The organism is Streptomyces pactum, from assembly GCF_002005225.1.
Classification (GTDB): domain Bacteria; phylum Actinomycetota; class Actinomycetes; order Streptomycetales; family Streptomycetaceae; genus Streptomyces; species Streptomyces pactum_A.
In genome coordinates this window covers 2,311,893-2,333,323 of record NZ_CP019724.1, presented here as the reverse complement: position 1 = coordinate 2,333,323, position 21,431 = coordinate 2,311,893, and the positions used below count along the sequence as shown (strand labels likewise).

Sequence of the window (21,431 nt, the reverse complement as noted above, 5' to 3'; positions counted from 1 at the left end):
GCCCTCCAGCCCTCCAGCCCTCCTGCCAGTGCCGTGACGGCCGCGGACGTCAGAGTTCCGTCAAAGAGCATCCCCTCCCCGTACCCCGCCCTGATTTGTCGGGATTCCTCGCCGTAGGGTCGACGCTGCGCAACGAGCGTTGACCGGAAGACAATGAGGCCATGGGACGAGGCAAGCTTCGGATCTACCTCGGCGCGGCGCCGGGCGTCGGCAAGACGTACGCGATGCTGTCCGAGGCGCACCGCCGCACGGAGCGGGGCACCGACTGCGTGGTGGCCTTCGTGGAGCACCACGGCAGGTCCCGCACCGAGGTGCTGCTGCACGGCCTGGAGCAGGTGCCGCGCCGGGAGCTGGAGCACCGCGGCGCGGTCTTCACGGAGCTGGACCCGGACGCGGTGCTGGCCCGGTCCCCCCGGGTGGCACTGGTGGACGAGCTGGCCCACACCAACGTCCCCGGTGCCCGCAACGCCAAGCGGTGGCAGGACGTGGAGGAACTGCTGGCCGCCGGGATCGACGTGGTCTCGACCGTCAACATCCAGCACCTCGAGTCGCTCGGCGACGTCGTGGAGTCGATCACCGGGGTGCGGCAGCAGGAGACCGTGCCGGACGAGGTGGTGCGGCGCGCGGACCAGATCGAACTGGTCGACATGTCACCGCAGGCGCTGCGCCGGCGCATGGCCCACGGCAACATCTACCAGCCGGACAAGGTCGACGCCGCGCTGTCCAACTACTTCCGGCCCGGCAACCTCACCGCCCTGCGGGAACTCGCGCTCCTGTGGGTCGCGGACCGCGTCGACGAGTACCTGCAGCAGTACCGCAGCGAGCACCGCGTGTCGCGGATCTGGGGCTCACGCGAGCGCATCGTCGTCGGCCTGACCGGCGGTCCCGAGGGCAGGACGCTGATACGGCGGGCCGCGCGCCTCGCGGAGAAGGGCGCCGGCGGCGAGGTGCTGGCCGTCTGCATAGCCCGCAGCGACGGGCTGACCTCCGCCTCCCCGAAGGAACTGGCGGTGCAGCGCACCCTGGTCGAGGACCTCGGCGGAACCTTCCACCACGTGCTCGGCGAGGACATACCGGCCGCACTGCTCGACTTCGCGCGCGGCGTCAACGCCACCCAGATCATCCTCGGCTCCTCACGCCGCAAGGCGTGGCAGTACGTCTTCGGCCCCGGCGTCGGCGCCACGGTCGCCCGCGAGTCCGGACCCGACCTGGACGTCCACATCGTGACCCACGAGGAGGCCGCCAAGGGCCGCGGACTGCCGGTGGCCAGGGGCGCGCGGCTCGGCCGCTCCCGGATCGTGTGGGGCTGGATCGCGGGTCTCGGCGGGCCCGTGCTGCTGACGCTGCTGCTGAACGCCGTCCACCTCGGCCTCGCCAACGACGTCCTGCTCTACCTGGGGCTGACCGTCGCCGCGGCCCTGCTCGGCGGGCTCTACCCCGCGCTCGCCTCGGCCGCCGTCGGATCCCTGCTGCTGAACTGGTTCTTCACGCCCCCGGTCAACCGGATCACCATCGCCGACCCCAGGAACATGCTCGCGCTCGCCATATTCGTGGGCGTCGCACTCTCCGTGGCCTCGGTCGTCGACGTCGCGGCCCGGCGCACCCACCAGGCCGCCCGGCTGCGTGCCGAGTCCGAGATCCTCTCCTTCCTGGCGGGCAACGTCCTGCGCGGCGAGACCAGCCTCGAGGCACTCTTGGAACGGGTCCGTGAGACCTTCGGCATGGAGTCGGCCGCCCTGCTGGAACGGGAGGGCGACGTGGCGCCCTGGACCTGCGCCGGCCGGGCCGGGACGGGACCGCCGGTCCAGCGCCCGGAGGACGCGGACGTGGACATGCCGGTCGGCGACCACATGGCCCTCGCGCTGTCCGGCCGGGTCCTGCCCGCCGAGGACCGCCGGGTACTGGCCGCCTTCGCCAACCAGGCCGCCGTCGTCCTGGACCGGCGGCGCCTGCGCGAGGAGGCCGACCGGGCCCGCGCGCTGGCCGAGGGCAACCGCATCCGCACGGCGCTGCTCGCCGCCGTCAGCCACGACCTGCGTACGCCGCTCGCCGGGATCAAGGCGGCGGTCACCAGCCTCAGGTCCGACGACGTGGCGTGGTCCGAGCAGGACGAGGCGGAACTGCTCGAAGGCATCGAGGAGGGCGCCGACCGCCTCGACCACCTCGTCGGCAATCTGCTGGACATGTCCCGCCTGCAGACCGGCACGGTCACGCCGCTGATCCGCGAGATCGACGTCGACGAGGTGGTGCCGATGGCGCTCGGCGGGGTGCCCGAGGCGGGCGTCGAGCTGGACGTCCCCGAGACGCTGCCCATGGTCGCCGTCGACGCCGGCCTGCTGGAGCGGGCGATGGCCAACCTGGTGGAGAACGCCGTCAAGTACAGTCCAGCCGACCGGACCGTCCTGGTCGCCGCCAGCGCCCTCGCGGACCGCGTCGAGGTACGGGTCGTCGACCGGGGGCCGGGGGTGCCGGACGAGGCCAAGGACCGCATCTTCGAGCCCTTCCAGCGGTACGGCGACGCCCCGCGCGGCGCCGGCGTGGGACTCGGCCTGGCCGTGGCCCGGGGCTTCGCCGAGGCGATGGGCGGCACCCTGAACGCCGAGGACACCCCCGGCGGCGGCCTCACCATGGTGCTCACCCTCCGCGCGGCGGGATCACCCGCCCGCGTCCCCCACCTCACCACAGCGGAAAGGCGGGCCGCCCGATGCCGAGCCTGACCGGGTCAGAACCCCGGACCCCTACGAGGGTGCTCGTGATCGACGACGAACCCCAGATCGTGCGTGCCCTCGTGATCAACCTCAAGGCCCGCCACTACGAGGTCGACGCCGCCCACGACGGCGCCACCGCCCTCCAGCTCGCCGCCGCCCGCCAGCCGGACGTGGTCGTGCTGGACCTGGGTCTGCCCGACATGGACGGCGTCGAGGTGATCAGAGGGCTGCGCGGCTGGACCAGGGTGCCGATCCTGGTGCTGTCCGCCCGGCACTCCTCCGACGAGAAGGTCGAGGCGCTCGACGCGGGCGCCGACGACTACGTCACCAAGCCCTTCGGCATGGACGAACTGCTGGCCCGGCTGCGCGCCGCCGTCCGCCGGGCCGAGCCGGTCCCGGGCGGCGAGGACGGCGTGGTCGTGGACACCCCGGGGTTCACCGTCGACCTGGCCGCGAAGAAGGTGCACCGCGGCGGGAAGGACGTACGGCTCACTCCCACCGAGTGGCATCTGCTGGAGGTGCTGGTGCGCAACACCGGACGCCTGGTCGGCCAGAAGCAACTGCTGCAGGAGGTGTGGGGGCCGTCGTACGGGACGGAGACGAACTACCTGCGCGTCTACATGGCCCAACTGCGCCGCAAGCTGGAGGCGGACCCCGCCCACCCGCGGCACTTCATCACCGAGCCGGGCATGGGGTACCGCTTCGAGAAGTGAGCCTCGCGATACCGGCCCGGAGAGGGTGTCTGGCTGTCGGCGCGCCCCGGTACGCTTCAGATATGAGTGCTGCTCCGCGTTCCGACAAGCCGGTGGGCCGGTTCCGGCGCATGTTCGACCGGCTCTCCTCGTCGCAGGAGGACCTGGAGTCGGAGGAACTGCGCGAGGACGCCGACACCGCCGGCTGCACCCGCATCTGCGACTGCCAGGACCGGCAGATCGTGTCGGTTACTGGTACCTTGCGCACGGTCACCCTGCGACCGCGTGCGGGCGTCCCGGCCCTGGAGGCCGAGCTGTTCGACGGTTCCGCCGCCCTGGACGTGGTGTGGCTGGGCAGACGCTCGATCGTGGGCATAGAGCCGGGGCGCAAGCTCATCGCATCGGGCCGGATCTCGATGAGCCGGGGCCGCCGGGTGCTCTTCAACCCGAAATACGAACTGAGACCCCTCGGACGGGAGTAGCCGGTGACGTCGCTCGACAAGCCGACCGAAGAAACGGAAGCGGACGACGCCCGGGCGGTGACGGAGGCCGCGCTGTTCGAAGCGTTCGGCGGCGTGCGGGGCATGGTCGAGACGGTGCTGCCGGGGCTGCTCTTCGTCACCATCTTCACGCTCAACAACGACCTGCACATGTCGGCGATCGCGGCGCTCGCCGTGTCGCTGGTCCTGGTCGTGGTCCGGCTGGCGATGAAGGACACCGTCAAGCACGCCTTCAGCGGGGTCTTCGGCGTCGCCTTCGGCGTGGTCTTCGCGATGATGACCGACAACGCCAAGAACTTCTACCTGCCGGGCATGCTCTACACCCTGGGCCTGGCCATGGCCTACATCGTCACCTCCCTGGCCGGGGTGCCGCTGATCGGCCTGATCCTCGGCCCGGTCTTCAAGGAGAACCTCTCCTGGCGCACCCGCAACCCGGGCCGCAAGAAGGCGTACACCAAGGCCAGCTACGCCTGGGGTCTGATCCTCCTCGGCAAGAGCGCGATCCTCTTCCCGCTGTACTGGTGGGCGGACACCGAGCAGCTCGGCTGGGTCCTGGTCACCCTGAAGATTCCGCCGTTCCTGCTCGCCGTCTGGCTGACCTGGGTCTTCCTGGCGAAGGCGCCGGCCCCCATCGACGTGTTCGCGGAGATGGAGGCGGCCGAGAAGGCCGAGGAGGAGAAGGCCGAGCGCGAGAAGGCCGAGCGCGAGGCCCTGGTGGGCGAAACCGTGGAGTCCGCCGTGGACTCCACACGCAGCGGCCGGCACCGCAAGGACTGACGGCATACGACGGTGGGGCGCCCGGAGATCTCCGGGCGCCCCACCGTCGTACCGCGGGCCCTGGCCGAGCTCAGCGCGCGGCGTCGGTCCGCCGTGCCGACAGCAGGTCCTCCAACTGCTCCTCGCGGGCCTGGGCCGCCACGAACAGCAACTCGTCGCCCGCCTCCAGGGAGTCCTCCGTGGACGGCGTCAGCACCCGGGTGCCGCGGATGATCGTGACCAGCGAGGTGTCCTGGGGCCACTCCACGTCACCGACCTGGATGCCGGCCAGGGCCGACTCCTCCGGCAGCGTCAGCTCCACCAGGTTAGCGTCGCCGTGGCTGAAGCGCAGAAGCCGCACCAGATCGCCGACGCTCACCGCCTCCTCCACCAGGGCCGACATCAGCCGCGGGGTGGAGACGGCGACGTCCACGCCCCAGGACTCGTTGAACAGCCACTCGTTCTTCGGGTTGTTCACCCGGGCGACGACGCGCGGAACGCCGTACTCCGTCTTGGCCAGCAGGGAGACGACCAGGTTGACCTTGTCATCGCCCGTCGCGGCGATGACGACGTTGCAGCGCTGGAGCGCCGCCTCGTCCAGCGACGTGATCTCGCACGCGTCGGCGAGCAGCCACTCCGCCATCGGGACGCGCTCGACCGAGATGGCGGTCGGCGCCTTGTCGATGAGCAGGACCTCGTGGCCGTTCTCCAGCAGCTCACCCGCGATCGAACGGCCGACCGCACCGGCTCCGGCAATGGCGACCCTCATCAGTGACCGCCCTCCTCTTCGGGACCCTTGGCGAACGACGCCTCGACCTTGTGGACCTCGTCGGCGCGCATCATCACGTGCACCAGGTCACCCTCCTGCAGCACCGTCTGCGAGGTCGGCAGTATGGCCTCCCCGAGCCGGGTGAGGAACGCCACCCGCACACCGGTCTCGTCCTGGAGCCGGCTGATCTTGTGGCCGACCCAGCTCGCCGAGGTGTGCACCTCAGCGAGCTGGACCCCGCCGGTGGGGTCGCGCCACAGCGGCTCGGCGCCCGAGGGGAGCAGCCGGCGCAGCATCTGGTCGGCCGTCCAGCGGACGGTGGCGACCGTGGGGATGCCCAGTCGCTGGTAGACCTCGGCGCGGCGGGGGTCGTAGATACGGGCGGCGACGTTCTCCACGCCGAACATCTCGCGGGCCACGCGGGCGGCGATGATGTTCGAATTGTCGCCGCTGGAGACGGCGGCGAAGGCGCCGGCCTCCTCGACGCCCGCCTCACGCAGGGTGTCCTGGTCGAAACCGATACCGGTGACCCTGCGGCCGCCGAACGTGGAACCGAGGCGACGGAACGCGGTGGGGTCCTGGTCGATCACCGCGACCGTGTGCCCCTGCTGCTCCAGGGTCTGCGCGAGGGCCGAGCCCACGCGCCCGCAGCCCATGATGACGATGTGCATCGCCTCACACCCCGCTTTCTGCGGGCCCGCCGGCCTGTGTGGATGTCCTGCTCATGTCTCTCTTTCGGCTCGCCTGGCGACACGTCGCGGCCAGTGTGCGGGCCGCAGGGGAACATCATGCCGGTGAGCACCGACGTTGACGCCTCTCGGGGCCCCGGGAACCCGGATTCCCCGTCCGGGAAGCCGGCTCCACCTGTCCGCACCCAACGTATCGGCAAGCCTCCGGGGCCCGCAGAGCCCGTCTCACCCCCCGGCCGACGACCCCCGGCGGCCGATGCTGCGGATGCTGGCGAGAGTCAGGATTCCGAGGCCGACGAGCGAGGCGGCGCCGCCGATCAGCTCTGCGCTCAGGTGCATGGGACCTCCAGGGGCGGCAACGGCCGGGAAGCGAACGGCAATCGGCGGGTGCTTGTCATATAGGCATGCGAACCTCGCGACCTGCGCAATCCGCAGCCGTACCACCCCGTGAATTCACCCGTAGAGCAGACGGCGGGCCCATCGGGGGTGGCGGGTGGGCGGGCGCCCGTTCGAACCCTTACGATCCTCTGTTGTGTCCAAACTGACCGACGTGCCCAAACGGCTTCTCATCGGGCGCGCACTGCGCAGTGACCGGCTGGGGGAGACGCTCCTGCCGAAGCGCATCGCCCTACCCGTCTTCGCCTCCGACCCGCTCTCCTCCGTGGCGTACGCGCCGGGCGAGGTGCTGCTGGTCCTGTCCATCGCGGGCGTGTCGGCCTACCACTTCAGTCCCTGGATCGCGGTCGCGGTCGTCGTGCTGATGTTCACCGTGGTCGCCTCCTACCGGCAGAACGTGCACGCCTATCCGAGCGGCGGCGGCGACTACGAGGTCGCGAACACCAACCTCGGGCCCAAGGCGGGCCTGACGGTGGCGAGCGCGCTGCTCGTGGACTACGTCCTGACCGTGGCCGTCTCCATCTCCTCCGGCATCGAGAACCTCGGCTCCGCGATCCCCTTCGTCGTCGAGCACAAGGTGCTCTGCGCGATCGCCGTGATCCTGCTGCTGACGCTGATGAACCTGCGCGGGGTCAGGGAATCGGGCACCCTGTTCGCGATCCCTACGTACGTCTTCGTCGCGGGCGTCTTCGTCATGATCGCCTGGGGCGCGTTCCGCGGCCTGGTGCTCGACGACACCATGCGCGCCCCGACGGCGGACTACGAGATCAAACCGGAACACGGCGGCCTGGCCGGCTTCGCCCTGGTCTTCCTTCTCCTGCGCGCCTTCTCCTCCGGCTGTGCCGCGCTGACCGGCGTCGAGGCGATCTCCAACGGCGTCCCGGCGTTCCGCAAGCCGAAGTCGAAGAACGCGGGCAACACCCTCGCGATGATGGGGCTGCTCGCGGTCACCATGTTCTGCGGCATCATCGCGCTGGCCGCCGCGACCGACGTCCGCATGTCGGAGAACCCGGCCACCGACCTCTTCCACAACGGCGTCGCGGTCGGTGCGGACTACGTCCAGCACCCGGTGATCTCGCAGGTCGCCGAGGCGGTCTTCGGCGAGGGCAGCCTCCTCTTCATCGTCCTGGCCGCCGCCACCGCGCTGGTCCTCTTCCTCGCCGCGAACACCGCGTACAACGGTTTCCCGCTGCTCGGCTCGATCCTCGCCCAGGACCGCTACCTGCCGCGCCAGCTCCACACGCGCGGCGACCGGCTGGCGTTCTCGAACGGCATCGTGCTCCTCGCCGGCGCGGCCATGCTCCTCGTCTTCGTCTACGGCGCCGACTCCACCCGCCTGATCCAGCTCTACATCGTCGGCGTGTTCGTGTCCTTCACGCTCAGCCAGATCGGCATGGTCCGCCACTGGAACCGCCACCTGGCCGCCGAACGGGACCAGGCCAAGCGCCGCCGCATGCACCGCTCCCGCGCGATCAACGCCTTCGGCGCCTTCTTCACCGGCCTGGTCCTGGTCGTCGTCCTGGCGACCAAGTTCACGCACGGCGCCTGGGTCGCCCTGCTCGGCATGTGCATCTTCTTCGCCACGATGACGGCGATCCGCAAGCACTACGACCGCGTCGCCGAGGAGATCGCCGCCCCCGAGGACCCCGACCAGGCACAGAGCGACGACACGGTGCGGCCGTCCCGCGTCCACTCCGTCGTCCTCATCTCCAAGATCCACCGCCCCACCCTGCGCGCCCTCGCCTACGCCAAGCTGATGCGCTCCGACACCCTGGAGGCGCTCAGCGTCAACGTCGACCCCGCGGAGACCAAGGCGCTGCGCGACGAGTGGGAGCGACGCGGCATCGCCGTACCGCTGAAGGTCCTGGACTCGCCCTACCGCGAGGTCACGCGTCCGGTCATCGAGTACGTCAAGAGCCTGCGCAAGGAGTCCCCGCGCGACGCGGTCTCGGTGATCATCCCGGAGTACGTGGTCGGCCACTGGTACGAGCACCTGCTGCACAACCAGAGCGCCCTGCGCCTCAAGGGCCGCCTGCTCTTCACCCCCGGCGTCATGGTCACCTCCGTCCCCTACCAGCTCCAGTCCTCCGAGGCCGCCAAGCGCCGGGCCCGCAAGCGACAGGACTGGAACGCGCCCGGCGCGGTCCGGCGCGGTCCGGCGCAGCCCGACCGGGCGAAGGAGTCCTCCTCGTCGACGTAGACTGGACGGCTGCTGTCCTCAGTCGCTCGCCTTCCGGCGTCCGTCTCGTGTCGTCCCCGTTCTCTGGAGTCACCCCGCCATGCACGCAGAACCGAAGAAAACGCAGGCGGAGGCCCAGGCGGTCTCGCTGGTCGGCGAGGAGTACGAGGTCGAGATCGGCCCCGTCGCCCACGGCGGCCACTGCATCGCCCGTACGTCCGAGGGCCAGGTGCTGTTCGTCCGGCACACGCTGCCCGGCGAGCGGGTCGTGGCCCGGGTGACCGAGGGCGAGGAGGGCGCACGCTTCCTGCGTGCCGACGCGGTCGAGATCCTGGACGCCTCCAAGGACCGCATCGAGGCCCCGTGCCCCTTCGCCGGCCCCGGCCGCTGCGGTGGCTGCGACTGGCAGCACGCCAAGCCGGGCGCCCAGCGCCGCCTGAAGGGCGAGGTCGTCACCGAGCAGCTCAAGCGCCTCGCGGGCCTCACGCCCGAGGAGGCCGGCTGGGACGGCACGGTGATGCCGGCCGAGGGCGACAAGCTGCCCGCCGGCCAGGTCCCGTCGTGGCGTACCCGCGTGCAGTACGCGGTGGACGCCGAAGGCAACGCGGGCCTGCGCAAGCACCGCTCGCACGAGGTCGAACCGATCGACCACTGCATGATCGCCGCCGAGGGCGTCAGCGAGCTGGGTATCGAGGAGCGGGACTGGACGGGCATGGAGTCCGTCGAGGCGATCGCCGCGACCGGCTCCCAGGACCGCCAGGTCATCCTCACCCCGCGACCCGGTGCCCGCCTGCCCATCGTCGAGCTGGACCGCCCCGTCTCGGTCATGCGCGTCGGCGAGAAGGACGGCGGCGTCCACCGCGTCCACGGCCGCCCCTTCGTCCGGGAACGCGCGGACGGCCGCACCTACCGGGTCGGCTCCGGCGGCTTCTGGCAGGTCCACCCCAAGGCCGCCGACACCCTGGTCCTGGCCGTCATGCAGGGCCTGCTCCCACGCAAGGGCGACATGGCCCTCGACCTCTACTGCGGCGTCGGGCTCTTCGCGGGCGCCCTCGCCGATCGCGTCGGCGACAAGGGTGCGGTCCTCGGCATCGAGTCCGGCAAGCGCGCCGTCGAGGACGCCCGGCACAACCTCGCCGACTTCGACCGGGTGCGGATCGAGCAGGGCAAGGTGGAGTCCGTACTGCCGCGCACCGGCATCGACGAGGTCGACCTCATCGTCCTGGACCCCCCGCGCGCGGGGGCGGGCAAGAAGACGGTGCAGCACCTGTCGTCGCTGGGCGCGCGGAGGATCGCGTACGTGGCCTGCGATCCGGCTGCGCTGGCGCGGGACCTGGGGTACTTCCGGGACGGGGGGTATCGGGTGCGGATGCTGCGGGTGTTCGATCTGTTCCCGATGACGCACCATGTGGAGTGCGTTGCGATTCTGGAGCCTGCGGGCAAGGGTGCCTGACCTGCGGTTTCGTAGTTGACCTCACGGGTTCGACGTGTTCTCGTCCCTGCAACAGGTCGATCCGCCCACATGGCCCCGACCTGCGCGTTTCCTCTGGTCGGGGGCGCTGCGGTGCGCGACGGCGCCGGCTTTTCGGAAATCTCGACGCTCGTTTGACGCTCGGATCCCGGTGGATCATGGGGCCGTTCGGGGGAGTGGCCGGTGCGAGGCAGGTCGGCTGTGGCGAGGAGCGAGCCGCACCTACGGATGCCTGCGCATCGGCCACGAACAGTGATATCTCACTGGTGTGGCCTTGGGCCGGGTGACCGGACGTTCTCCTTGACAAGTCTGCCTGTCTGGATTCTGTACAGGTAGACTTGAACATCCTGCGATGTAGCGGACCTGTCCCGATGTGGGGTCTCTCTGATGAACAAGAACCTGCCGCTCAAGCCTGAAGATGTGGTCGACCGGGACCGGGAGTGGGACCTGCTGGCCGAGTTCGTCACGGATCCGGATCCGGCGATGCGCCTGGGCATCGTGTCGGGGCGCAGGCGGCACGGGAAGTCGTACCTCCTGCAGGCGTTGTGCGAGCGGGTGGGCGGCCTCTATGTCACCGCGGTGCGGGAGGAGGGCCGGCTGCCGGCGATCCGGCGGTTCGGCGACGCGGTCGCGGCCCACGCCGGTCTGCAGCCTGGCACGCTGCGGCTGTCTGACTGGCGCGAGGTCCTGACCAACGCCCTTGACGTAACCGTTCGCTCGGGAGCGCCGCTGCTGGTGATCGACGAACTGCCGTATCTGCTCCAGCACTCGCCGGAGATCCCCGGGCTGCTCCAGCAGCTCTACGACGAGCGCCAGCGCGGAAGCGGCACCGGCGTCCGCCCCGGCCCGCGGCTGATCCTCTGCGGCTCCGCCATGAGCGTCATGCACGAACTGCTCTCGGGCACCAAGCCGTTGCGGGGCCGTGCCGTGATCGACCTCCGGCTGGGCGCTTTCGACTACCGGGCCGCACGCGACTTCTGGCGGATCGACGATCCGCTGACCGCCCTGCAGGTCCATGCCGTCCTGGGCGGAGCCCCCGGCTACCGGCCGGTAGCCGCCCGTCCCCACCCGAACGACGGCTTCGCCGCCTGGTTGACCCGCACGCTCCTGGACCCCGGCCGGGCCGTCTACTCGCGCACAGAGACCGAGTACCTGCTGCGGGAGGACCCGCGCATCACCCAGCACACCCTGTACTACGACATCCTCACCGCGATCGCCCAGGGTGCCTCGACCCCGACGAAGATCGGGGCAGCCCTGGAGCGTCAACGCAACGCCGTCACGCACCCGTTGGACGTTCTGGAGTCCACCGGTTACATCCAGCGCGAGCAAGACATCCTGCGCCCGCGCCACCCGGTCATCACGCTCGCCGACCCCGTCATCCGCTTCAACCAACTGATCACGCTGCCGCAGGCCGCCACCGTCGAGCAGGGCTTCGCGGAACAGGCGTGGCAGGCCGCTACGACGACCTTCAACTCCAAGATCCTGGGACCGCACTTCGAGGATCTCGCCCGTAGCTTCACCCGCCGCTACGCCCATACCCTCCTTCCCGGCGGCCTGCCGGGCCCCGTCGGCACCACCGAGGTCGCCGACCCGGCGGCCCGCACCAAGCACGAGGTCGACGTGCTCGCCCTCGCCCTGGGTGAGCGTCCGCAGGCGCCGCGCGCCCGGATCGCCCTGATCGGTGAGGCCAAGGCCACCGCCGCCCGCCGCGGCACCGGCGACCTGCAACGCCTCGAGCACATCCGGGGCTTGCTCACCGGCCAGGGCTACGACACCACAGGCGCCACGCTGGCCCTGTTCTCCCTGCACGGCTTCTACCCGGACCTGGTCGAATTGGCGGCCAGACGTGATGATCTCCTCCTGGTCGACCTGCCGGGTCTCTACGGGGGCGGTTGATCTCAGCAGGGATTTCGCCCGTCAAGTCGATGAACGGCGTAGAGGGGAAGAGATCAGACCCTGACAATGCCTCCGACTAAACTTGTGACGGGAGCACGGGAACGCGCATCAGAGGGAACATGAGCCGGGTTGTTGTGTGCACGGGGTGGGGCGTCAACTTGGTACCGCTGAGACCATGTTGGCGGAAATCGCGCCGGCGTTGCGCGGCGGAGTCGGACTCGCCTTACGCCGAGATCCCACGCTCGGGCGGCTGTCGGACGACGACATTGCCTGCGCCGGATATGGGGACCTCTACAGGCAGACTGGCACGCGCGGCGAGCCCTACTACCGGGCGGAGGATGTGGAGCCCGGGTTCGAGGCCGAGCTGCTGGAGACCTGGTGGCGGGAGGCCGCTCGGCTGGATCCCGGTATCCCCGGCCCGGAGACCACAAGGCCGGACGGTACGGACGACGGCCCCCCTGCCCGTGGCGCCCTCGGCCGTATTGCTGGCCGCTCTCTGTCTGTGGACCGGGTTCGCCGCGCCCTGAACGCTCTCACTCGCATCCGATTCTTCGGTGCCGTCTCCGACCGGCTACTCATCTCGGACCTTAAGCAGGTGCGTCGCTACTTCACGGAGCCCAAGCTGCGGGAAGCCGTACGAACTCGGGCTGCGGAGCTGATCACGCCAGACACCCGGGTGGTCGTGGGTCACTCGCTGGGTTCGGTGGTTGCCTACGAGGTGTTGTGCGCGCTCCCTCCGGAGCGGCCGCCGCTGACCCTGGTAACCCTCGGCTCCCCGCTGGGTCTGGCTGGGCTTGTCTTCGACCGCCTACAGCCTGCACCGCAGCCGGACAGGACAGGGGTCTGGCCGACCCCAGTCAAGCAATGGACAAACCTGGCCGACAGCGGTGACGTGGTTGCGCTCGTCCGCGAACTGGCGCCCCGGTTCGGACCGCAGGTCCTGGATCTGCTCGTGAACAACGGCTCCGAGATGCACAGCATGCGCGCCTATCTGACGGCAGTGGAGACCGGGACGGCGATCGCCATAGGGCTGGCTCGGTGACGCAGGGCCCAATGGCTGGCGCCCCTACGGCAGGCGCACCGAACGGCCCGGCTGCCGACGGGCTCAACCGGTATGTATTCGCCTTCGGCACCGGCACGTTCACCGCCGATCCGCTATTGGGAGACCTGCCGGGCGTGGCCGAGGACCTGGGGCGGGTCATGGCTCTCTTCTCCTCCCTCGGATACGCGGAGATCCTCCCGGAGCTCGCCCGTGCACCCGATGCCCAGCAGGTGCGCGCCGGTCTGGAGGACTGGCTCATGGCGGACGAGCGCAGCCAGGAGGACGTGCTCGTTGTGTACTACGCAGGGCATGGCCTGCGCGACGACCGCTACCACCGGCTTACCTGCCGCAACAGCCGTCGCAACCGCGTGAGCACCACCCTCGCCTCCCGCGAACTCGCGGACTTGCTGGCCGACGCCCAGGTCGGGCACGTTCTGCTGCTGCTCGACACCTGTTACGCCGAACTGGGCGCGGCCGAGATTGCGAACGTCACCGGCCCCTGGTGGACTACCGTCCCCCAGGGGCCGAAGGGCTGTGGCTGGTGGCCTCAGCCCGCTCCCGCGAGCTCGCGTACGACCATGCTTTCGTGACCGCTCTGGAGGCCGTGTGCGCGGGCATGGCCGGGATGCGGCAGCGGTACTTGGACATCCCAACGGTGATCGACCAGGTCAACGACCATTTCCAAGGGCACCGCCCGGACCAGTGCGCCAGCTATCACGCGGTATCCGGCCGGGCGATCCCGCCGTTCTTGCCCAACCCGAAGTACCGGGGCGGCCTGCCCGACGAGGCGATAGACGTGGAGTCGCAGCGGGAGTGGACCGCGCATTTCGGTCCGCGGGGCCGGGGTGTGGAGTACGCGAGCGAGCCGGGTGACTGGTTCACCGGGCGCTTGCAGGCCCTCACCACGCTGGCGAGCTGGCTGCGCGATCCCGTCCACGATGCCCGGGCGCGGGTGGTGACCGGAGATCCGGGGTCCGGCAAGTCGGCCGTCCTCGGTCGGCTGCTCACGCTGGCCCGCCCGGACCACCCGGAGGCGCCTGCACATCTGCTGCCGCCACCCGCTTCGGTCACGGTCTCCGTGCACGCACACGGCACCACCCTGGAGGGGCTCACCGCCCGGCTTGCCGCCGCGCTGGACGTGGAGGCGGACAGTCCGCCGCAACTGCTGGCCCGGCTTGCCGAGTGCGAGGGTGCTCCGCGGACCGTGCTGATCGATGCTTTGGAGGAGGCGGGTACGGCCGTCGGCGGGCGGGAACCGCAGCGCATCGCCCGTGAGCTGCTTCGGCCGATGTCCGTCCTGCACAACCTGCGCCTGCTGATCGGCACCCGGCGGACGATGATTCCCGAACTGGGGCGGGCCGTCGAGGTCATCGACCTGGACACCGACGCGTACACCGGCCGCGACGACATCGAGCACTACGCGCGGCGCACGCTAGCCGGGATGCCCGGCGGGCTGACAGTGGCGGACCGGGAGACCGTGGCTGCCGCGGTGGCCCGGCGGGCGGACCGCTCCTTTTTGGTCGCCCGGATGACCGTACGGGCCCTGCTGCACGGGGACCTGACCCCCGACCTGTCTCGTCCGGGCTGGGAGGAGGAGCTGCCCTCGAAAGTCGGGCAGGCATTCGACGCGTACCTGGCCCGGTACGGTGAGGACGAGGAGCGGGTACGGCGACTGCTGCGGCCCCTGGCGTATGCGGAGGGCTCCGGTCTGCCGTGGGATTCGCTGTGGGCTCCGCTGGCGGCGGCTCTGTCGGGCGAGAAGTGCACCAATGACGACGTGGACTGGCTGTGGCGGCAGGCGGGGGCGTACGTGGTGGAGGTGCCGGCCGGTAAGGACCGGTCGGTGTTCCGGCTGTATCACGAGGCGCTGGCTGAGCACTTGCGCGATCCGCGACGCTGCCGCGAAGACCAGCTCCGGATGACAGCTGAGCTGATCGCGTCGGTGCCGCTGCGGACCGACGGTGATGGCCCTGACTGGGAGCGCGCGCACCCGTACGTCCATGCCCACTTGGCGGGCCACGCAGCGGCCTCGGGGGACCTCGAACACCTCCTGCAGGACCCGTGGTTTCTAGTGCATGCGGAACCGGCCGGGTTGCTGGCCGCGATGGACGGTGTATGGAGCGGAGAGGCGAAGCACGTACGCACGATGTACCGAACCTCGGCCCACCTCTACCGCGATCTGTGTGTACACGAACGGGCCCAGGTGCTGGCCGTGGACGCGGCCCGTTACCGGCTGGGGGAACACCGGAGAAGGTTGGGGCGGAGGCTGGAGTGGGCGCCGCGGTGGGCGACTGGGTCCCAGACGAGCCCCCTGTTCCGGGGAGAGCTGAGCTCGACGTCCGGCGAATCGCTGGTTGCGGCGGAGCTGAACGGAATGCCGGTCGTGCTCAGCGCACAGAGAGGGGGCTGGTGCAGATCTGGGATCCGGCGCAGCAGAGCTGTTTGAGGCTACGCGGTGAGTTCGGTGGGCAGGGCGGGGGAAGTAGCTGCCCTGCCTCAGCTTGGGGACGGCGAGCTCGACGGCGCCGGCGCGGGTGTCCCACTCGCGTGGGCGATAGCCGTTGCGGTGGTCGACCCTCTCGTCGCTGACCTGCCCGTGTTCGGTGTCGCAGAGAGCGTCGGCCTCGGCGGACATGAGGGCGTCGGCGAACATTTTGATCATCACTCCGACGCCGGGCCGAACGCCCGGATCAGGTGGGAACCACTTCCCAGGAGGTGCTTCTCATCTGCCGGATCAGTCATGCCCGGTCTCAGGGCCGCTACGAAAACCGGCTCAGCTCAGTCCGGGCCGTGTCGCGAGAGGCGTTCCACGACGACGGCTGGTTCGAGTACACGGACGATGGCTGGTACCGGCCGGCATTCCTCGACGGCCGACGCGGCGGCGGCCTGGACCGGGTATACGGTCGCGGTCGTGAACCTCCACGCCACCACGTGGCAGGCCGAAGTCAGCCGGTCGCCGCGACCTCGGCTTTGGTGATGAGCATGTCCAGAAGCGAGAGCAGCGCACCGCGCGCGTCGTCACGGGAGCGGGCATCGAGCAAGTGGATGGGGGTGTTCGGGTCACGCAGATGCAGCGCCGCCCTGATCTCCTGGGCGGTGTAGGGCTGTTCGCCGTGGAAACAGTTCGCGGCGACCACGAACGGAAGCCCCCGGTTCTCGAAGAAGTCGACGGCCGGGAAACTGCGGTCGAGGCGTCGTGTGTCGACCAGGACGATCGCCCCGAGTGCCCCGTTCAGCAGGTCGTCCCACATGAACCAGAAGCGCTCCTGGCCAGGTGTGCCGAACAGGTAGAGCACGACCTGTGCGTCGGTGAGGGTGATGCGGCCGAAGTCCATCGCGACGGTGGTAACCGCCTTGGACTCGATGCCGTCGAGGTCATCGACGCCGACGCCCGCGCTCGTCAGCCGCTCCTCGGTGCGCAACGGCTCGATCTCGGAGACCGTCTCGACCAGGGTCGTCTTGCCGACGCCGAATCCCCCAGCGATGAGGATCTTGACGGGGTCCGCTTCCTGGGCAGGAGTGTCATATCCGTGCAAGGTTGTCCCTGATTCTCATGAGCAGGTGGACATTGGTTGTCTCGGCCCCTTCCAGGGGTGGCCGGTGCTCGATCAGCCCCCGATCCGCGAGTTCGCCGAGAAGAAGCGTCATGGGAGTGAGGCGGATGTGCATGCGCGCCGCGATCTCGGCGACCGCCAGGCCGCCCGGAGGCGAGCACATCGCGAGGATGGCCTGCCACTCGCTGGGCAGGCCGCCGTGGCCGTCCGCGACGGCCACCGCCGTGATCGTGGTGTCCATGGTGAGGGCGGTGTGTGCAGCCTCCGTACGTCCATCGGTCAGCGCGTACAGCCGCGTCCGGCGGTGGCCTCCCTCTCGCGGCCTGGGCTCGTCCGCCATTACGACGGCTGCGCCTGGCCGCGATCAGGCGTGCTCAGCCACTCACCGAGCGCCTGGGCGGTGCGCACGGCTTCACCGCCCAGCTCCCCCAGCCGCGCCTTGCGGGAGGTCACCACGATGAGCGTGCTGCCCTCCCCGCACCCGACGATGCAGAGATAGCAGTCGTCCATCTCGACCAGTTGGCGGATCACCCGGCCGCCGTCGACCTCCCTGGATATCGCCTTCATCGTGGAAGCGATGCCTGAGGACGCGGCGGCTATGCGCTCCGCCTGGTCCCGTTCCAGCTCGTACGAGCTGAGCTTGATCCCGTCGTTGGACAGGAGCACGGCTCCCTGGATGCCGGCGATCCTGCTCAGGTTGTTGTCCAGGACGCTGTAGATCATGTCGTTCGTTGTCGTCATGGCTGATCCCGTCGGAGTTCTTCTTCCACTGTCTGAGTCCCGTGTTCGTAGTCCGCCCAGGCGTCGGCCACTTCTTCGGGTGTCGCCGCATCCTGATGGACGCCAGTCTCCGGTGCGTGCGGCGCGCGGAGCTGCTCGGCGATGTGAGCCTGTGGGACCCGCTCGGGGAGGGCCGGCTTCGCGTCACCGCTCCGTGTCAGGGAAGGAACCGACGGCTTACTCTCCACCGGCCGCTCGGGCAAGCGCTCCGGCGTCCTACGGCCGGCCGACCCGGTCTTCGCGTGCAGGACCAGCTCGGGCTTGCGTTCGTCGGACGGGCCCGGTGCCGGGGCGGGCATCGCGTTCGTGCGCGGCGCTTCCTTTTCCGCCCGGACCGGTTCGGTCGGCACAAGGAGTTCCTCGGGAAGGATCACCACGGCCGACGTCCCCCCGTATACCGAGCGGCGCAGCGTCACTGTGGCCCCGAGCTGTTCGGCGATGTGGCCGACCACGAAGAGTCCGAGCCGGTGCGCGTTCTCCGCCAGGACGGAATACGGCGGGGCCGAGTGCAGACGCCCGTTCATCTCCTCGTAGGTTGCGGCGGTCACCCGAGGCCCGCGGTCCTCGATGTCGACCAACAGCCCGTCTGTCACCAGTTCGGCACGGACGACCACCTTCGACTGCGGCGGGGAGAACCGGGTGGCGTTGTCCAGGAGTTCTGCCAGGAGGTGGCTGATCTCGCTGATCACCCGCGGTGCCACGCTGATCTCGTCCAGGGCCTGGCGCTCGATCCGCCGGAAGTCCTCGACTTCCGCGGCGGCTTCGCGCAGCAGGTCGGCGACGCGCATGGGCTCGGTGTGCGGATCGGGGATCTCCCCACCTGCCAGGATGAGCAGGTTCTCGATCTGCCGCCGCATACCCACCGTCAACTGGTCGGATCGCATCAACCGGGCGAGAAGCTCCTCGTCGTGCCCGAAGGCGTCCTGCAGTTCGTCGGTGAGGGCCAACTGGCGGCTGACCAGGTTTCCGGTGCGCGAGGCGATGCCAGCGGCGAACATACCGAAACCCTGACGCTCGGCCGCGAGCCGCGCATGCCCGTCGACGGATACGGAGACGACCCGGGCGAACGCGTCGCTGATACGGCCGACCTCGTCCCGGTCTCCGCTCACCGCGGGCAGCGCATCGTCGTCGACGGGCTGCCCGCGCTGGAGCCGGGCGACGACATCCGGCAGCGTGTCCTCGGCGATGGCCACCGTGCGTTGGTGCAGACCGCGCAGGCGGCGGAGCACGGAGCGCGTGGTGAGCACGATGACGGCCGCGACGGCGGAGACGGCTGCGCCGTTTCCGACGATCAGCCAGATGACCTCGTTCTCCAAGTGCGTGGCCTTGGCGTCGGCGTGCACGAGCAGTGCTCGCCCCTGTTTCGCGTTGAGCGCGGCAAGGCGCGGCGCGAACTCGTCGTACGCGGCCTGCCAGGCGTCGGCTTCCTTGGGTAGCTCGATGCCGGACGCGGTGTTCTGGTGGTCGGAGATGACCGCGTCCTCGATACGGACCTTCGTCTTCCAGCCGTCCGAGGCGAAGACCTGGTCGTAGGCCGCTTTGTCCTCGGCCGTCAGATACGGCGCGACCCACTCGTCGTACTGGTACCGCTGGGATCCGACGGAGTTGACGAATTCGGCGAACCCGGAAGGGCTCAGACGCCTGGACGGCCCGGCCATGGCGAGGATGGTGGTCTCGCGTGCCACCATTTCGGACACCGTGAACACCGTGACGACCAGGCCGCTCTCCTGGATGAGCTCGGCGTCTTCCGCATGGCTGAACTCGTTCTGGTAGACCCGGATGATGCGGTCGACGAGGTCGGAGTAGTAGCCGATCGTCCGATCCGCGTCCCCGCTGCGGGCGTCCGCGCGCTCGCGGAACGCGGCCAGATCCGCGAGGCCGTGCTTCAGCTCCGCGACGTGATGATCGTCCTCGCGCCCGGTCGCCGCCAGAGCTCCGTCCGCCGCCCGGCGGAACTCGTCCGCGGCCCGGTCCGTGGCCGCGCGCTGCTCGCGCAGCTCTTTCTCGGACACGGAGCCGCTCGCCCACCGTGTGGCGGTCATCGTCCGCTCAGCCTGCAGTTCGACCATCAGCGTGGTCAGGGGTACATCGGTCCGCTCACCGACTGCCACATCAGCGCGTAGTTGCTTTGACTGGTGTACCAGTGGCTGTGCGGTCATGGCCACTTGGGCACTCATCCCCAGAATAGGGACGATTGCCAGCCAAATGAGCAGCGTACGCAGGCGCAGAGTACGCCGCCGACGAGTCGCCAGATGTCCTCGTGTGGCTTCGGGTTCTATGGGAGACATCAGTCCTCGGAGAGCGGGGAACCAGGGGGGACGGCCCGACCGCCGAGACCAGACGCAGTCCTGGGCTCAGGATTGGGGGAGTCCGGTTCGGCTTTGACGCGACGTGAGGTACCGATCATAACCAGCCGCGCCGGAGAAACGGAGAGATGACTTCCGTTAGTCACATGTGGTAAAGGCGACGAAGCATCGCACATCGGATGTTGGCGTTCACCTGACGCCTGGGCGCAGGCGTGCTCGTGCAGACAGGGCAACCCGCTCTCCCGGCCGCACGTCTTGGACCGACCGGCAAATGGGTCACCTGAGGCGTCGGGTGATGGGCCGACCATCCGAGCGGTAGCGGCTCGTCGATCGTCGGATGAGCATGCGGAGCGTGACGAGAGCGGCGGCGAGGCGGAGGTAGAAGTACGGCCTCGCCGCTCTTCTCGGTGCAGCGCCGGAGCTTGCGGTAGTCGTTCATCCACGAGTGGGTGCGCTCGATCGCCCAGCGCTTGCCGGCCTGGATCGGGGCCGGCACGCCCTTGTGGGCGATCTCGGCCGTGAACCCCAGATGGGCTACCCATACACGGAACTCGGTGCTGTCGTAGCCGCGCGCTCGGCCCGGGCGGTCGTGCCGGTGGCGGCGCGGCTGGCGCGGCCGTGGAGGTTCGGGGTTACGTGGTCCGCGGCGACCCAGACCTCTGGTCCGGGAGTGCTGGGTTCACGGAAGCAGTGGGCCGCGTCGTACGCGTACTCGCTGACGTGTACCAAGTCGGGCAGAGGAGGCGGGGCCACCTGGTCAAGGGCTGGTGATCGCGCCCCCCGGCGGCTTGTCGGCATCGTGGTCCGGCGGCTACAGCCGACGGCGAACGGAACTCTGTGTTTCGATCTCCCGTGCGGAGAGCTTGTCGGTGAAGTGCCGGCTACCGCGGCGTCCAGGCCGGGTGCACGGTGGTGATGGCCCGGCATCCGGTGTCGGTGAGGGTGACGGTGACACCGCCGGCGCGTTCGCGGGTGACGAGTTGGCGCTTGCCCATGCGGGTGAGCTCCTCGCCGCGCAGTAGGCAGAGAAGAAGTAGGTATCGCATGTTCCTGATGGGCGCGCTGCTGGCTGCAAGTCTGGTCGCTGCGGCGGTGGGCATCGTGGTGGTCCTCGTCCTGCTGAACCACCCGCCGCTGCCCGTGCCCGGGACCTACGCGCTTGTCGCCCTGATCCTGGCTTCCTCGGCGGTGGCGGTGTACTGCTACGGCTGGTTCTCCGTCACCACGGGAGGGCCCTTCCCCGAACTGTGCACGAGCCGGAACGACGTCGGCGCCGACTTGGCGGCCATCAAGCAACAGTACTGGCCTCTTCGAAACGCCTGCGTGTACTCCGACGGGTCGACCGTGGAGTACGTCTCTATGTCGGTCACCGTGTTCGTATGCCTGCTGGCGGGTGCCGCCTCCGTCTCGGCCGGCACCTCCGTATACCTGCGCGAGCGAGTCGGAAGAACTTCTGGGGTGGTCTCATGAGCACCGGTCTCTCGCACCGCCCCCTGATCAGAGGACGCACCGGTGTCGCCGCCGGAGCCACACCGCTCGCCCGGGACCAGACCTCCGGGTCGTCCCGCGAGAAGGGGATGCGGGGACCGTCCCGGCCTGTGTGACGCAACGCCTCCACCACGACGTCACCCGGCTCGAAGCGAGCCGGGGACAGATCATCGGGTACAGCGACGACCGGTGGGGCGGCGACACG

The 21,431-nt window shown here is 69.7% G+C and carries 18 protein-coding genes and 2 pseudogenes; 11 read left to right on the top strand and 9 right to left on the bottom strand.

All coding sequences use genetic code 11. From position 1 onward, the window contains the following. Positions 1-161: 161 nt before the first annotated feature. The 4 genes from B1H29_RS09430 (at position 162) to B1H29_RS09415 (ending at position 4,677) form a co-directional block, all read left to right on the top strand. A complete protein-coding gene (locus B1H29_RS09430; RefSeq protein WP_055419812.1) occupies positions 162-2,717 on the top strand; it encodes a sensor histidine kinase in 2,556 nt (851 codons plus the stop codon). Beyond that, positions 2,705-3,421, top strand: a complete 717-nt coding sequence (locus B1H29_RS09425) for a response regulator (protein WP_055419811.1) — start codon at positions 2,705-2,707, stop codon at positions 3,419-3,421. Before B1H29_RS09430 ends, B1H29_RS09425 begins: the two co-directional genes overlap by 13 nt. 62 nt (positions 3,422-3,483) lie before the next feature. Then, on the top strand, positions 3,484-3,882 hold the full coding sequence (locus B1H29_RS09420) for an OB-fold nucleic acid binding domain-containing protein (protein ID WP_073731801.1): 399 nt from the start codon (positions 3,484-3,486) through the stop codon (positions 3,880-3,882). Positions 3,883-3,885: 3 nt separating this feature from the next. After that, positions 3,886-4,677, top strand: coding sequence for a DUF3159 domain-containing protein (locus B1H29_RS09415; RefSeq protein WP_055419810.1), 792 nt, complete (start codon positions 3,886-3,888; stop codon positions 4,675-4,677). A gap of 70 nt (positions 4,678-4,747) precedes the next feature. Here B1H29_RS09415 and B1H29_RS09410 read toward each other — a convergent pair whose 3' ends face one another. Both B1H29_RS09410 and B1H29_RS09405 read right to left on the bottom strand, forming a co-directional pair. Next, positions 4,748-5,425: a potassium channel family protein gene (locus B1H29_RS09410; protein WP_055419809.1), complete on the bottom strand. Its 678-nt coding sequence runs from the start codon at positions 5,423-5,425 to the stop codon at positions 4,748-4,750. Next, positions 5,425-6,096: a potassium channel family protein gene (locus B1H29_RS09405; protein WP_055419808.1), complete on the bottom strand. Its 672-nt coding sequence runs from the start codon at positions 6,094-6,096 to the stop codon at positions 5,425-5,427. Before B1H29_RS09405 ends, B1H29_RS09410 begins: the two co-directional genes overlap by 1 nt. 550 nt (positions 6,097-6,646) lie before the next feature. Here B1H29_RS09405 and B1H29_RS09400 point away from each other — a divergent pair. The 6 genes from B1H29_RS09400 (at position 6,647) to B1H29_RS09375 (ending at position 15,544) form a co-directional block, all read left to right on the top strand. Next, positions 6,647-8,710: an APC family permease gene (locus tag B1H29_RS09400; RefSeq protein WP_055419807.1), complete on the top strand. Its 2,064-nt coding sequence runs from the start codon at positions 6,647-6,649 to the stop codon at positions 8,708-8,710. Between the two features lie 79 nt (positions 8,711-8,789). Continuing rightward, positions 8,790-10,142, top strand: a complete 1,353-nt coding sequence (locus tag B1H29_RS09395) for a class I SAM-dependent RNA methyltransferase (protein ID WP_055419806.1) — start codon at positions 8,790-8,792, stop codon at positions 10,140-10,142. 405 nt (positions 10,143-10,547) lie between these two features. Beyond that, positions 10,548-12,056: an AAA family ATPase gene (locus tag B1H29_RS09390; protein WP_055419805.1), complete on the top strand. Its 1,509-nt coding sequence runs from the start codon at positions 10,548-10,550 to the stop codon at positions 12,054-12,056. A 175-nt stretch (positions 12,057-12,231) separates the two neighbouring features. Next, positions 12,232-13,098 carry a hypothetical protein gene (locus B1H29_RS09385; RefSeq protein WP_055419990.1) on the top strand — a complete coding sequence of 289 codons (867 nt, stop codon included), beginning with the start codon at positions 12,232-12,234 and terminating at the stop codon, positions 13,096-13,098. Between the two features lie 11 nt (positions 13,099-13,109). Beyond that, positions 13,110-13,688 (top strand): caspase family protein, encoded by a 579-nt coding sequence (locus B1H29_RS09380; protein WP_159027812.1) that lies wholly within the window; start codon positions 13,110-13,112, stop codon positions 13,686-13,688. Beyond that, on the top strand, positions 13,685-15,544 hold the full coding sequence (locus B1H29_RS09375; RefSeq protein ID WP_159027811.1) for an ATP-binding protein: 1,860 nt from the start codon (positions 13,685-13,687) through the stop codon (positions 15,542-15,544). Before B1H29_RS09380 ends, B1H29_RS09375 begins: the two co-directional genes overlap by 4 nt. Before the next feature lie 15 nt (positions 15,545-15,559). Here the strand turns inward: B1H29_RS09375 and B1H29_RS39255 are convergent. From B1H29_RS39255 to B1H29_RS38045, 7 genes and pseudogenes are all read right to left on the bottom strand, one after another. After that, a pseudogene (locus tag B1H29_RS39255) lies at positions 15,560-15,751 on the bottom strand (transposase); the annotation flags it as partial. A 292-nt stretch (positions 15,752-16,043) separates the two neighbouring features. Beyond that, on the bottom strand, positions 16,044-16,634 hold the full coding sequence (locus B1H29_RS09365) for a GTP-binding protein (RefSeq protein WP_055419802.1): 591 nt from the start codon (positions 16,632-16,634) through the stop codon (positions 16,044-16,046). Then, entirely contained in the window at positions 16,621-16,992 is a 372-nt protein-coding gene (locus B1H29_RS09360; RefSeq protein ID WP_055419801.1) for a DUF742 domain-containing protein, read from the bottom strand. Before B1H29_RS09360 ends, B1H29_RS09365 begins: the two co-directional genes overlap by 14 nt. Further along, positions 16,992-17,393, bottom strand: coding sequence for a roadblock/LC7 domain-containing protein (locus B1H29_RS09355; protein ID WP_030826382.1), 402 nt, complete (start codon positions 17,391-17,393; stop codon positions 16,992-16,994). The genes B1H29_RS09360 and B1H29_RS09355 overlap by 1 nt, the downstream gene beginning before the upstream one ends. Beyond that, positions 17,390-19,720, bottom strand: a complete 2,331-nt coding sequence (locus B1H29_RS09350; RefSeq protein ID WP_055419800.1) for a nitrate- and nitrite sensing domain-containing protein — start codon at positions 19,718-19,720, stop codon at positions 17,390-17,392. The genes B1H29_RS09355 and B1H29_RS09350 overlap by 4 nt, the downstream gene beginning before the upstream one ends. A 294-nt stretch (positions 19,721-20,014) precedes the next feature. Next, positions 20,015-20,309 (bottom strand): annotated as a pseudogene (locus B1H29_RS09345) (transposase); the annotation flags it as partial. 310 nt (positions 20,310-20,619) lie between these two features. Beyond that, a complete protein-coding gene (locus B1H29_RS38045; RefSeq protein ID WP_159027810.1) occupies positions 20,620-20,784 on the bottom strand; it encodes a hypothetical protein in 165 nt (54 codons plus the stop codon). Between B1H29_RS38045 and B1H29_RS09340 the strand changes: the two genes are divergently transcribed. Beyond that, a complete protein-coding gene (locus tag B1H29_RS09340) occupies positions 20,783-21,208 on the top strand; it encodes a hypothetical protein (protein WP_055419799.1) in 426 nt (141 codons plus the stop codon). The two genes, B1H29_RS38045 and B1H29_RS09340, sit on opposite strands and share 2 nt — an antisense overlap. The last annotated feature ends 223 nt before the right edge of the window (positions 21,209-21,431 follow it).

What these genes read in the sequence shown, in the direction of transcription:
- B1H29_RS09380 (WP_159027812.1), top strand. Translation starts at nt 13,110, where the DNA reads ATGGCTGGCGCCCCTACGGCAGGCGCACCGAACGGCCCGGCTGCCGAC.
- B1H29_RS09360 (WP_055419801.1), bottom strand. Translation starts at nt 16,992, where the DNA reads ATGGCGGACGAGCCCAGGCCGCGAGAGGGAGGCCACCGCCGGACGCGG.
- B1H29_RS09405 (WP_055419808.1), bottom strand. Translation starts at nt 6,096, where the DNA reads ATGCACATCGTCATCATGGGCTGCGGGCGCGTGGGCTCGGCCCTCGCG.
- B1H29_RS09350 (WP_055419800.1), bottom strand. Translation starts at nt 19,720, where the DNA reads ATGTCTCCCATAGAACCCGAAGCCACACGAGGACATCTGGCGACTCGT.
- B1H29_RS09390 (WP_055419805.1), top strand. Translation starts at nt 10,548, where the DNA reads ATGAACAAGAACCTGCCGCTCAAGCCTGAAGATGTGGTCGACCGGGAC.
- B1H29_RS09425 (WP_055419811.1), top strand. Translation starts at nt 2,705, where the DNA reads ATGCCGAGCCTGACCGGGTCAGAACCCCGGACCCCTACGAGGGTGCTC.
- B1H29_RS09340 (WP_055419799.1), top strand. Translation starts at nt 20,783, where the DNA reads ATGTTCCTGATGGGCGCGCTGCTGGCTGCAAGTCTGGTCGCTGCGGCG.
- B1H29_RS09430 (WP_055419812.1), top strand. Translation starts at nt 162, where the DNA reads ATGGGACGAGGCAAGCTTCGGATCTACCTCGGCGCGGCGCCGGGCGTC.
- B1H29_RS09395 (WP_055419806.1), top strand. Translation starts at nt 8,790, where the DNA reads ATGCACGCAGAACCGAAGAAAACGCAGGCGGAGGCCCAGGCGGTCTCG.
- B1H29_RS09420 (WP_073731801.1), top strand. Translation starts at nt 3,484, where the DNA reads ATGAGTGCTGCTCCGCGTTCCGACAAGCCGGTGGGCCGGTTCCGGCGC.
- B1H29_RS38045 (WP_159027810.1), bottom strand. Translation starts at nt 20,784, where the DNA reads ATGCGATACCTACTTCTTCTCTGCCTACTGCGCGGCGAGGAGCTCACC.
- B1H29_RS09385 (WP_055419990.1), top strand. Translation starts at nt 12,232, where the DNA reads ATGTTGGCGGAAATCGCGCCGGCGTTGCGCGGCGGAGTCGGACTCGCC.
- B1H29_RS09410 (WP_055419809.1), bottom strand. Translation starts at nt 5,425, where the DNA reads ATGAGGGTCGCCATTGCCGGAGCCGGTGCGGTCGGCCGTTCGATCGCG.
- B1H29_RS09355 (WP_030826382.1), bottom strand. Translation starts at nt 17,393, where the DNA reads ATGACGACAACGAACGACATGATCTACAGCGTCCTGGACAACAACCTG.